We start from the raw sequence: 10,817 nt of genomic DNA, 5'->3' as shown, positions 1-10,817 counted from the left end.
CCGTTCTTGTTTGTCAGGTCGCCAATGCCCCGCCCGTGGGCACCACGGGCATCGCCATCCCTCCCCCCGGAGGGCGATTTTGCGGCGTTTGCGCAATTCGCCCCTTTAGCGTCTCTTGCAAGTCCACACCCGCCAGATCGGGCGTATCGCCCCCAGGGAGGGCGATGCCCTCAGCGCTCTTTCGCAGGCGTGATTTCTGACGCAGAATGGGGCGATGAAACAAGCCTCCCTCTCCACGCCCTTCGGCGATCTGACCGTCACTGAAGAAGACGGCGCGATCACGGTGCTCGGCTGGGGGCAGGCGGCGGGGCAAGACCGCTCGGAATTGCTCGACACCGCTTTGAGGCAGATTAACGAATATGCGACAGGCCAGCGTCAGCGCTTTGACCTGCCGCTGCGCGTCACCGGCAGTGACTTCCAACGCGCGGTCTGCGCCGCCATCGCGGCCATTCCCTTCGGTCACACCCGCACCTACGGCGAGATTGCCCGTGATCTCGCCGTGCCCGCGCAAGCCGTGGGCGGGGCCTGTGGCGGCAATCCGATCCCAATCCTGATCCCCTGTCACCGCGTTATGGGGGCCAAGGGGCTTACTGGTTTCAGCGGCGCGGGTGGGGTGGAGACCAAGGTCGCCCTGCTGCGCCATGAAGGCGCGGCGGGGCTGTTGATTTGAGGGACTAAGGCGGGTTCAGTCGTCGCCCGACGGGATCAACTGCTGCGCGGCGCCGGCGCAGATCAGGTAGACAGAGGTGATCACCAGACCCCAATGCGCCCAGCTTTCGGGGTGGAAGTTCACCCAAGCGGACCAGCCCGCAAAGAAGGTCCATGCCAGCGCCATGGGCAGCGTCACGGGACGCCAACGCTCAGTCCGAACGGGGTGGACGAATTTGATCGGCAGAAACATCGCCGCGGCAAGGATGGTGACCACGATCAGGCTGACCCACCATTGGGGCTGCAAGGCAAAGAGCACCAGCACCAGCATGTTCCAGCAGCCGGGGAAACCTTTAAAGGAATTGTCCTTTGTTTTCATCCGCGTGTCAGAGAAATACATGACGCTGGCGAAGGTGATGATAATGATCATCGCCCAGCCGCTCCAGCCATCCATCAGTCCCGAGGTGAAAAGCGCGAAGGCCGGGATGAAGACGTAAGTCAGATAGTCGATGATCAGATCCATCAAGACGCCATCGAACTCGGGCGCGTTGGTCTTCACGTCATATTTGCGCGCCAATGGCCCGTCGATCCCATCAACGAAAAAGGCGATCACCAGCCACAGGAACATGAGGTCCCATTTCTCTTCCACGGCGGCAAGCATGGCGAGCATCGCCAGCACCGCTCCGGTGGCAGTGAAAAGGTGAACGAAGAGGGCGCGCATCTGTATGGTCATGCGTCTGCATCGCAAATCCGTCGGAGGGATGCAAAGGAAACTCTGGCGTCGATGGCAAAAACCAGCGTAGCGGGGGCAGGGCGTGGCAGCTGCGCTTGACGCGATTGGCGGCGGGTGCAGGAAATATGGCCAAGTCCCGCGCACCGGGTTGACGGCTACCGCGATTCCCCTTAAAGCCAGCGAACCAATTCAGGGTCGGCTCTGCGCGGCCCCCACGTTATGTGTGTTTCCGGATCGCTGGAAAGACACAACAGCAAAAGGATGAACCCATGTCGCGCCGTTGCGAATTGACCGGAAAAGGCCCGATGACGGGCAACAACGTAAGCCACGCCAACAACCGTACACGCCGTCGGTTCCTGCCGAACCTCAACGACGTGTCGTTGCAGTCCGAAGCATTGGGCCGCGCGTTCAAGCTGCGCATCTCTGCCGCAGCTCTGCGCAGCGTTGACCACCGCGGTGGTCTGGACAAGTTCCTGGCGAAAGCCAAGGACGTTGAACTGTCCGACAACGCGTTGAAAATCAAAAAGGCCATCGCGAAATCCAGCGCGACCGCCGATGTGCTGAGCTAAGGCTTACCGCATAGAGATTGGGGCCTCGATCCGAAAGGATTGGGGCCTTTTTCGTTTTGGGCTTAGGAATTTGTTAGGGTTTTCTGCTTATCGGAAGATGGGGCCGTGGCGGCCCGGGGTAATTTTCTTGCGTAGGGGCATGTTTTTATTCGGGAAACCTTGGAGCGGCGCGCTAATTGATCTTCCGGCAATTGTTGTTCTGGCCATGCTACCTGCCGAGCGGGGGTCAGACAGTGCATCAAGAGGGGAGGATTCATGACTGACCCCACACCCGGCACGCCCAGTTCCACTACGCCACCCGACACGAACGAGATCGAGACGGACTTTGAGGTTGGCCAAGACAATATCGACGGCACCCTGGGGCCCTTGGGTTTTGACATTCACAACCCGGTTTTCATGGTCTCCGGCCTGACGGCGGTGGCCTTTGTGCTGCTGACCATGCTCTTTCCCGATCAGGCCGGGGTGGTCTTCCTCGCGGTTCGTGATTTTGCCACCACCAAGCTGGATTGGCTGTTCATGATCATCGTGAACATCTTCGTTCTGTTCTGCATCGCGCTGATTTTCCTGCCGATTTCGAAGGTCCGGCTTGGCGGGCAAGAGGCCGTGCCGGAGTATTCCTATCTGGCGTGGTTCGCCATGCTTTTTGCCGCGGGCATGGGCATCGGCCTGTTGTTCTTTGGCGTGCTCGAACCGGTGTATCATATGAACGTCTCCGGCCCGCTGGGGGTGCCCCTGCCGATTGCCGAGGATGGCTCGATCATTCCCGAGAATGTAGAGGCTGCCCGCGCCATGGGCCTTGCGGCGACCTTTTATCACTGGGGTCTGCACGGTTGGGCGGTCTATGCGATCATGGCGCTGGCCTTGGCGCTCTTTACCTATAACAAGGGGCTGCCCTTTTCGATCCGGTCCTGCTTCTACCCGCTGCTGGGTGACCGGGTCTGGGGCTGGCCGGGGCATATCATTGATATTTTGGCGGTTTTCGCGACGCTCTTTGGTCTTGCCACATCGCTGGGCCTTGGCGCGCAGCAGGCCAATGCGGGGTTCAACTTCGCCTTCGGGCTTGAGATTTCGACCAATGTGCAGGTGATCATCATCCTGATGGTGACCGCCGTGGCGCTGGTGTCGGTCTGGCGCGGGCTGGATGGCGGGGTGAAGATCCTGTCGGAGGTGAACATGATCGTGGCGGTCCTGTTCTTCCTCTTCGTGCTTTTCGTCGGGCCTACACTGGTGGGGCTGGACGGGTTCTGGACCGGTCTGCTGGCCTATACGCAAGAGATCATCCCGCTCTCCAATCCCTTCGGTCGCGAGGATGATTCCTACCGCGAAGGGTGGACAGCATTCTATTGGGCGTGGTGGGTCTCTTGGGCGCCTTTCGTTGGCATGTTCATCGCGCGGGTCTCGCGCGGGCGCACGGTGCGGGAGTTCATCATCTGCGTGTTGCTGATCCCGTCGCTGATCATCTTCATCTGGATGGGCGTCTTTGGCGGCATCGCAATCGATCAGATCCTTGCCAGCCCCGAGACATCGCTGGTCAAGGCCAATGTGATCGACAGCTATTCGCCGGAACTGTCGCTGTTCGGAATGCTGAATGAGCTTCCCTTTACCAAGATCGCGTCGACCATCGCGATTCTTCTGGCGCTGGTGTTCTTCGTCACCTCCTCGGATTCGGGGTCGCTGGTTGTCGATACGATCACGGCGGGGGGCAAGATCGACGCCCCGGTGCCGCAGCGCATCTTCTGGTGCATCGTCGAAGGGTTGATCGCCATCGTGCTGCTGATCGGCGGCGGGCTGTCGGCGCTGCAGGCCGGGGTCACCGCGACGGGGGTGCCTTTTGCGATCCTGATGCTGGTGATGTGTTACACGATCTACAAAGGGCTGCGCAGCGAACCGCGCTGACAGCCCGTGGCGCGCCGGTGATTAGCGGCGCGCCCCAAGCACCTCGGCCACCCATTCCGGCACGGTCTGGCTGGCTGGCCCGATGCGATGTTCGGCGAACTGATTGCCCACGGCGGAACGTTCGAGGTTGAACTCAATCGTATGCGCCCCGGCGCGGCGGGCCTCAGCGACGAAACCGGCGGCGGGATAGACATTGCCCGAGGTGCCGATGGCGGCAAAGATATCTGCCTCGGCCAGGTGATCGAAAAGCGCGTCCATCTCATAGGGCATCTCACCGAACCAGACGATATCGGGCCGCGCGGCGGGGGCACCGCAGGCGGGGCAGGGATCACCCGGGGCCATGACCATGGGCGCGGGCCAACGATGATCGCAAGCGGCGCAGAGCGCGCCTTTGAGCGCGCCATGCATATGCATGACCTTTTGCGAACCGCCCTGTTCGTGCAGATCGTCCACGTTCTGGGTGATCACCACCACCTCGCCGTCCAATTCGGCCTCCAGCCGGGCGAGGGCGCGATGCGCGGCGTTGGGGGCCACTTCGGCGGCCTGCGCGCGGCGGGCGTTGTAGAAGTCGAGCACCAGTTTGGGGTTGCGGGCGAAACCTTCGGGCGTGGCCACATCTTCGACCCGGTGCTGCGCCCAGAGGCCATCGGAGGCGCGGAAGGTCTCAAGCCCGCTTTCGGCAGAGATGCCCGCGCCGGTGAGGATCACGATCTTGGTCATGGGGGGATTATTCTCCGATCGGGGCCGTGTCTTCAAGCAGGTGAAAGCCCTCGGCCAGCCAGGGCAATTGCGCGATGGCGGGGGCGATCATATGGGTCTGCATCAACTGCCGCAGGGTTTGAGCAATGTCGCGCGGCACCGGGCCGGACCATTCAGCCCCCGCAAAGAGCGAGATGGTGCGCGCAGGCGGTTGGGCCTGTGCCGCTGCGGGCAGGGGATGCGCGGCGAGGCGGTCGTGGAAGCGCGCGGCGCGCATATAGCCCAAGGGCGTGGTCACCGCCCAGCCGATGCCGCGCGCCACCATGGCCATCAGCGCCAGATGGCTGCCAATCTCAAAACGGGCGGGCAGGTCGTGGCCCTCGGATGCAAGATGCGCCTCGATCTGCCGCGCGATCAACTGATCGGCGGCATAGCGCAGGAAGGGCAGGTCGGTATCGCCGCGCAGCAGGGCGTCGGGGTCGGCGGAGGTGCCCGCGGGGGTGATGAGGATAAAGGGATCGCGGGCCAGCGGGTATTCCAAAACCCCCGCCATCGGCCCGTCGATCTGCGCCGATAGCGCCATATGCAGGCTTTTGTCGCGCAGCGCCTTGGCCAATTCATTGCTGCCTGCGGTGATCATCCGAAAGCGGCATCCGGTCAGGCTGTCGCCAAGGATCGTGGCTAGGCGCGGGGTCAGGTCATCGTCGAAATCGTCGATCACACCGAGGTTCAGCGCCTCCAGATGGGCCAGATCCATCACCGTGACTTCGCTCTGCGCTAGGCGCAATTCGCCGAGCGCCTGCTCGGCGCGGCGCAGAAACATCTGCCCGGCTGGGGTCAGCCGCATGGGGCGGCGGGTGTGGTCGACCAGTTCCGCGCCGATGGCGGCCTCGAGGTTGCGCATCTGCTGGCTGACGGCGGGCTGGCTGAGCCCCGTGGCCTCGGCCGCCTGCGCCACCGACCCGCTTCGCGCCAACGCTTCAAACACTTCGATGCCCCGCAGGGTGATGCCCTTGTTCAGCATATGGTCCCATCTCTTTCGGAACTTGTGAAACCATGGGCAGGTCAGGTCAAGCCTTTGCCCAAGCAAGCGGCAGCCCCTCGGGCGGTTCCATGAAAGCGGTGCTGCCTGTCTTGAAGCCAGCGGCAAAGCTGCGCAGACTGCGCGGAAACTAGGAGCCATTCAAATGAAGATCGCCACAGCCGCCTATCCGCTCGATGTTCTGACATCATGGGCGCAATACGAAGACAAACTGGCCCATTGGGTCGCCGAGGCGGCGGTGCAGGGGGCGGAACTGCTGGTTTTTCCTGAATACGCCGCGATGGAACTGGCCACGCTCGACGGGGCCGAGGTGGCGGGCGATTTGGAACGGTCGCTCTTTGCGGTGTCGGACAAGCTTGAGGAGGCGGACCGGCTGCATGTGAAACTCGCCGCCGCGCATAACGTGCATATCGTGGCAGGCTCCGGCCCCGCCGCGACCGAGAGCCGCCCCGTGAACCGCGCCCGGCTGATCACGCCCGCGGGGCAGGTCGGGGTGCAGGACAAGCAGATCATGACCCGTTTTGAGCGTGAGGAATGGGGCGTGATCGGGGGCAATGCGCTTCAGGTCTTTGACACGGCGATCGGCAAGATTGGGATTCTCATCTGCTATGACAGCGAGTTTCCCCTGCTGGGCCGCGCGCTGGCAGAATGCGATGTGATTTGCGTGCCCAGTGTAACCGAAACGCTCGCGGGCTATTGGCGGGTGCGCATCGGCTCCATGGCACGGGCGCTTGAGAATCAGTGCATTACCGCCATGTCATCGGTCGTCGGCAAGGCCGATTGGTCCGACGCCCTTGGCCAATCCTATGGCGCGGGCGGGATTTTCTGCCCCCCGGATCGGGGCTTCCCGCCCACGGGGATTTTGGGCCTGCGCGAGGTCAACGCCCCCGGCTGGACCGTGGCCGACGCCGATTTGGCGCAGGTCGCCGAGGTGCGCGCGGATGGCATCGTGCTCAACCGAAGGGACTGGCAAGACCAGATTGGCCGCGACGGAAAGGCGATAAACGTCGCTTTGCGCTGAATCCCCCTTGAAAAAGCGCGAAAATGCGCCCATTTAAGCCTGCGCCCTCGTTTTGGAGGGTTTTGTGCTCAAGGAGAGACCATGGCCAAGGAAGATACGCTCGAATTTCCCGGTGTCGTGAAGGAACTCCTGCCTAACGCGACGTTTCGGGTCGAGCTGGAAAACGGCCATGAGATCATCGCGCATACGGCAGGCAAGATGCGGAAAAACCGCATCCGTGTTCTGGCTGGCGACAAGGTTCAGGTGGAAATGACACCCTATGATTTGACCAAGGGTCGGATCAACTATCGCTTCAAGTAAGCGGCACCGCGTTCGCGCGTTGCGCGGCGCAGGCGGGGCCGTGCGCGGCCCCGACCGGGCCGCCGGCCTCAGGCAAAGAGGCCCATAAGATGCAATTCATTCTTGGATCAGGATCGCCGCGCCGGTTGGAGCTTTTGGCCCAGATCGGCGTGACCCCCGATGCCATTCGCGCCCCCGACATTGACGAGACGCCCCATAAGGCCGAACTGCCACGCCCCTATTGCGCCCGTATGGCGCGCGAGAAAGTGGCGGCGGTCCCCGCGGGTGCGGATGACATCGTGCTCTGCGCCGATACCACCGTGGCGCTTGGCCGGCGCATCCTCGGCAAGCCCGAGGATGAGGCCGAGGCCGAAGCCTTTTTGCGGCTGATGTCGGGCCGTCGGCATAAGGTGGTTACCGCCGTCGCCGTCAAGCGGGGCGAGAAGCTGTGGCAGCGCGATGTGCAAAGCAGCGTGAAGATGAAATCCCTGTCTGAGCCCGAGATTCGCCGCTACCTCGCCACCGGCGATTGGCGCGGCAAGGCGGGCGGCTATGGCATTCAGGGCCCCGCGGGCGCGTTGATCCCTTGGATCAGCGGGTCATTCACTGCAATCGTCGGCTTGCCATTGGCCGAGGCTGCGAACCTGCTGCAAGCGGCAGGCTACCCATTTGACGGAAGGACGCCATGAAGGGCCGTACGATCATTCTCGACCATCTCGGTGATATCGAAGCCGCCGCCCTGATGGTGGACGGCAAACTTGACGACTTTCTGATCGACAGCCACGGGCCGCGTGTCGGCACCGTGTACCGCGCGGTTGCGGATCGTCCGGTGAAGGGGCAGGGGGGCATGTTCCTCAAGACCCCCGATGGCGCGGCGTTTCTGCGCCAGATCAAGGGGCTGGCCCCGGGGCAGACGATTCTCGTGCAGGTCTCGGGCCATGCCGAGCCGGGCAAGGCGATCCCGGTGACCAATAAGCTGCTCTTCAAGTCGCGCTATGCCATCGTGACGCCGGATGCGCCGGGGCTGAACATCTCGCGCTCGATCAAGGACGAGGAAGAGCGCGACCGGCTGCTGGAAATCGCCCATGAGGTTGCGGGTGGGGCCGATCTGGGCCTGATCCTGCGGTCCTCCTGCGCTGGTGCCGATGCCGAGGATATCGCCGAGGATATCGCCAATATGCTGAGCTTGGCGGATACCGTGGCCAATGATGACGCGCAGCAGATGGAGGTGCTGAGCGAAGGTGACGGTCCACATCTACTTGCCTGGCGCGACTGGACCGCGCCTGCCGAGGTGGTGACCGAGGCTGGCGGCTTTGACGACCACGGCATTCTGGAAGAGCTCGACCGTGTGGCCTTGGCGCAGGTGCCGCTGGGGGGCGGCGCGTCGATCTTTGTGGAGCCGACGCGCGCGCTGGTGGCCGTTGATGTAAATACCGGCAATGATGCCTCGCTCGCCGCCGGTGTGAAAGCGAATATGGCCTGCGCCAAAGCGCTGCCACGTGCCCTGCGCCTGCGCGGGCTGGGCGGGCAGATCACGCTTGACCTCGCGCCGATGCCCAAGAAGGACCGCCGGACGTTTGAAAGCGCCCTGCGCGCCGCTTTCCGCGCCGACGATGTGGATACGACGCTGGTCGGCTGGACCCCTCTGGGCCATTACGAGTTGCAACGCAAACGCGCCCGCCCGGTTCTGGCGGAGGTGCTAACAGGGGCAGGCCAATGAGCTGCCCGATCTGCAAAGCCGAAACCGTCAAGGCGCATCGCCCCTTCTGCTCGCGCCGCTGCGCCGACATTGATCTGGGCCGCTGGTTCAACGGCAGCTACGCCGTCCCCTCGCGCGACCCCGAAGACGTGGAAGCCGCCATCGACGCCGCCGAAGCGGCACAAGACCACCCCGCAAAGCCCCATTAATACAGGGAAATTTGCGTTTTTTGAAAAGAAGTGGGTTTCAGGGCAAAATGGGGCTGGACACCCCGCGCCACAGGTCCTAGAACCCGCTCACCCGACCTCGAAAGAGGTGACCCGTGCCCGGGTAGCTCAGGGGTAGAGCAGTGGATTGAAAATCCTCGTGTCGGTGGTTCGATTCCGCCCCCGGGCACCATTTTTACCAAATCAGACAGGCCACACCCCTCGCCACTCGAAGCGCGTGATTTCCTGCGCCCGCAACGGAACAGGCGCCGCCTTCCCAACGTTGTCCCGATACCTAGTTAGAGGAGAGCAACCATGGCAAATGACGACCAAGCTAAAGGCAAGGCGAAAGACATCGGTGGCAAGCTGAAAGAAGAAGCTGGCGATGCCACAGGTAACGAAGACCTGAAGCATGAAGGTCAGGCCGATCAGGCCGAGGGCAAGGTGCAAAAGGGCCTCGGCGTCGCCAAGGAAAAACTATCCGACTGATCGCAAAAGCGCGCCTCTTCGCGGAGGCGCGCTTTTTCTATTTGGTGTGCTCCCGTGCGATCATCTTTTGATGATGATATAGAGCGCGTGGATGATCCCGGGCAGATAGCCCAGCAAGGTCAGAAGAATGTTGATCCAGAAATGCTTTCCCAGACCTTCCTGCAAAAACACCCCAAGAGGGGGCAGTAGGATCGCGATGATGATGCGAATGATGTCCATGGTGTCACGCCGCCGGCTGTGCCGAGCTCCTTTATAGGTGGATTACGCCTCGCCCTAAGCTAGCTTTCTGTCATCCGAGGGCCAGCGAACCCCGGGCCGAATGACGCGCAATTAACACTCGCCGCAGCTTTTTGCGGCAATCTAGCAAAAGCCAGAGGAGGGGCAGGGTGGAGCCAGTCAAAATCATGTGGCGCCAGATCATGGAGATGGCGCGGGATACGATCGCGCTTTTGCCGCAGATCGCTGTCGCGACCATCGTATTGATATTGACTTGGGCCATTGCCGCGCTTGGCCGGTCGCTGGTCAGTAGAACACTGTCGCATACCAAGCTGCGCCCAAGCCTTCAGGATCTTTTTACCCTACTCACGTCGATCCTCATCTGGCTCTTTGGCATCATGATCGCGGCCGTGATCGTCTTTCCCGGCCTCACGCCTGCCAGCATTCTGGCGGGGCTCGGCATCGGGTCGGTCGCCATCGGTTTCGCTTTCAAGGACGTCTTCGAGAATTTCCTCGCCGGGATCATCATCCTCTTTCGTCGGGAGATGCGCATGGGGGATCATATCGAATGCGAGGGGATCGAGGGCAAGGTCACCCATATTGCCATCAGGGAAAGCCATATCCGCCAGACGGACGGTCAGCTGGTGATTGTCCCCAATGCGATGCTCTTCAAGAACCCCGTCTATGTGCGCACGGATCAAAAGCACCGTCGGCAAACCGTGATCTGCGGGGTGGCCTATGATGTCGATCTGGGTGAAGCGCGGGCGGTGATCTCCGAGGCCGTCGCGCGCTGCGAAACGGTAGAGCAGGGGGGGGCATCCGATTCAGGTTTTTGCGCAGGAGTTCGGGGAGTCCTCGATCAACTTCGAGGTGACCTGGTGGACGGGCTCGGCCCCGGTCGAACAGCGCCGGTCTCGGGATGAGGTGGTGACCTCGGTGAAGCGGGCGCTGGATGAAGCAGGGCTGGAAATTCCCTTCCCCTATCGCACGCTCACCTTCAAAGAGCCGCTTCCGCTCAGTCGGGCGGAGGAGGACGCAGGGGAGGGGTAAGGCCCGCGCTGCGAGTCGGCGATTTTGCCTTGTGATCCCGTGAATCGCGGTCGTCTTAGGGGCTCGGGGTGAAAGTATCGGATTTGATAGGGCAGGGGAGCCCGACTTTGGCGTGCTAGTTGCGGAAAATTAGCACGCCATTCCAGCAACTTGCCGAAAGGTTCCCCGAAATATCATCTTTTCTCAAATTTCTGCTTGCGGCTTTGCGCCACTCGCCTTAGAACCCCCTTCACCGGCGGCGCTGAGGCGCACGGCGGGGCGCCAGGCGGG

The 10,817-nt window shown here is 62.2% G+C and carries 15 protein-coding genes and 1 tRNA gene; 12 read left to right on the top strand and 4 right to left on the bottom strand.

Annotated features, from left to right (window positions below):
* Positions 1–214: 214 nt before the first annotated feature.
* Positions 215–670 carry a methylated-DNA--[protein]-cysteine S-methyltransferase gene (locus tag ACGYK7_RS09285; protein ID WP_394401363.1) on the top strand — a complete coding sequence of 152 codons (456 nt, stop codon included), beginning with the start codon at positions 215–217 and terminating at the stop codon, positions 668–670.
* A 15-nt stretch (positions 671–685) separates the two neighbouring features.
* On the opposite strand, the gene ACGYK7_RS09280 is transcribed toward ACGYK7_RS09285, so the two are convergent.
* Positions 686–1,381 (bottom strand): CDP-alcohol phosphatidyltransferase family protein, encoded by a 696-nt coding sequence (locus tag ACGYK7_RS09280; RefSeq protein ID WP_394401360.1) that lies wholly within the window; start codon positions 1,379–1,381, stop codon positions 686–688.
* Between the two features lie 269 nt (positions 1,382–1,650).
* On the opposite strand from ACGYK7_RS09280, the gene rpmB reads away from it, so the two are divergent.
* Positions 1,651–1,950 (top strand): 50S ribosomal protein L28, encoded by a 300-nt coding sequence (gene rpmB / locus ACGYK7_RS09275; protein WP_067268014.1) that lies wholly within the window; start codon positions 1,651–1,653, stop codon positions 1,948–1,950.
* A gap of 255 nt (positions 1,951–2,205) precedes the next feature.
* The gene (locus tag ACGYK7_RS09270) at positions 2,206–3,846 is read left to right on the top strand and encodes a BCCT family transporter (protein ID WP_394401357.1); all 1,641 of its coding nucleotides are present in this window, start codon (positions 2,206–2,208) and stop codon (positions 3,844–3,846) included.
* Between the two features lie 21 nt (positions 3,847–3,867).
* On the opposite strand, the gene ACGYK7_RS09265 is transcribed toward ACGYK7_RS09270, so the two are convergent.
* Positions 3,868–4,566 (bottom strand): NAD-dependent deacylase, encoded by a 699-nt coding sequence (locus ACGYK7_RS09265; protein WP_394401354.1) that lies wholly within the window; start codon positions 4,564–4,566, stop codon positions 3,868–3,870.
* A gap of 7 nt (positions 4,567–4,573) precedes the next feature.
* Positions 4,574–5,569 (bottom strand): LysR family transcriptional regulator, encoded by a 996-nt coding sequence (locus tag ACGYK7_RS09260; protein ID WP_394401350.1) that lies wholly within the window; start codon positions 5,567–5,569, stop codon positions 4,574–4,576.
* 163 nt (positions 5,570–5,732) lie between these two features.
* On the opposite strand from ACGYK7_RS09260, the gene ACGYK7_RS09255 reads away from it, so the two are divergent.
* The 7 genes from ACGYK7_RS09255 to ACGYK7_RS09225 all read left to right on the top strand — a co-directional run bounded on the left by ACGYK7_RS09255 (position 5,733) and on the right by ACGYK7_RS09225 (position 9,281).
* Positions 5,733–6,608 (top strand): carbon-nitrogen hydrolase family protein, encoded by an 876-nt coding sequence (locus ACGYK7_RS09255; RefSeq protein WP_394401347.1) that lies wholly within the window; start codon positions 5,733–5,735, stop codon positions 6,606–6,608.
* A gap of 81 nt (positions 6,609–6,689) precedes the next feature.
* The gene (gene infA, locus ACGYK7_RS09250) at positions 6,690–6,908 is read left to right on the top strand and encodes a translation initiation factor IF-1 (RefSeq protein ID WP_005978431.1); all 219 of its coding nucleotides are present in this window, start codon (positions 6,690–6,692) and stop codon (positions 6,906–6,908) included.
* A gap of 89 nt (positions 6,909–6,997) precedes the next feature.
* Complete coding sequence (locus tag ACGYK7_RS09245) at positions 6,998–7,576, top strand: Maf family protein (RefSeq protein WP_394401344.1); 579 nt, start codon at positions 6,998–7,000, stop codon at positions 7,574–7,576.
* Complete coding sequence (locus tag ACGYK7_RS09240; protein ID WP_394401342.1) at positions 7,573–8,607, top strand: ribonuclease E/G; 1,035 nt, start codon at positions 7,573–7,575, stop codon at positions 8,605–8,607. Before ACGYK7_RS09245 ends, ACGYK7_RS09240 begins: the two co-directional genes overlap by 4 nt.
* Positions 8,604–8,795: a DNA gyrase inhibitor YacG gene (locus ACGYK7_RS09235; RefSeq protein WP_394401340.1), complete on the top strand. Its 192-nt coding sequence runs from the start codon at positions 8,604–8,606 to the stop codon at positions 8,793–8,795. The genes ACGYK7_RS09240 and ACGYK7_RS09235 overlap by 4 nt, the downstream gene beginning before the upstream one ends.
* Positions 8,796–8,910: 115 nt before the next feature.
* Positions 8,911–8,985: transfer RNA gene (locus ACGYK7_RS09230), tRNA-Phe, on the top strand.
* Between the two features lie 122 nt (positions 8,986–9,107).
* The gene (locus ACGYK7_RS09225; protein WP_394401338.1) at positions 9,108–9,281 is read left to right on the top strand and encodes a CsbD family protein; all 174 of its coding nucleotides are present in this window, start codon (positions 9,108–9,110) and stop codon (positions 9,279–9,281) included.
* 60 nt (positions 9,282–9,341) lie between these two features.
* Here ACGYK7_RS09225 and ACGYK7_RS09220 read toward each other — a convergent pair whose 3' ends face one another.
* Positions 9,342–9,500 carry a YqaE/Pmp3 family membrane protein gene (locus ACGYK7_RS09220; RefSeq protein WP_394401336.1) on the bottom strand — a complete coding sequence of 53 codons (159 nt, stop codon included), beginning with the start codon at positions 9,498–9,500 and terminating at the stop codon, positions 9,342–9,344.
* A 167-nt stretch (positions 9,501–9,667) separates the two neighbouring features.
* On the opposite strand from ACGYK7_RS09220, the gene ACGYK7_RS09215 reads away from it, so the two are divergent.
* Positions 9,668–10,420: a mechanosensitive ion channel family protein gene (locus ACGYK7_RS09215; RefSeq protein WP_394401333.1), complete on the top strand. Its 753-nt coding sequence runs from the start codon at positions 9,668–9,670 to the stop codon at positions 10,418–10,420.
* Positions 10,368–10,547 carry a hypothetical protein gene (locus tag ACGYK7_RS09210; protein ID WP_394401330.1) on the top strand — a complete coding sequence of 60 codons (180 nt, stop codon included), beginning with the start codon at positions 10,368–10,370 and terminating at the stop codon, positions 10,545–10,547. The genes ACGYK7_RS09215 and ACGYK7_RS09210 overlap by 53 nt, the downstream gene beginning before the upstream one ends.
* The last annotated feature ends 270 nt before the right edge of the window (positions 10,548–10,817 follow it).

The organism is Sulfitobacter sp. 1A15299 (genome assembly GCF_043556915.1).
GTDB lineage: Bacteria > Pseudomonadota > Alphaproteobacteria > Rhodobacterales > Rhodobacteraceae > Sulfitobacter.
The sequence above is the reverse complement of the archived record's forward strand: the minus strand, read 5'-3'. Positions and strand labels throughout refer to the sequence as shown.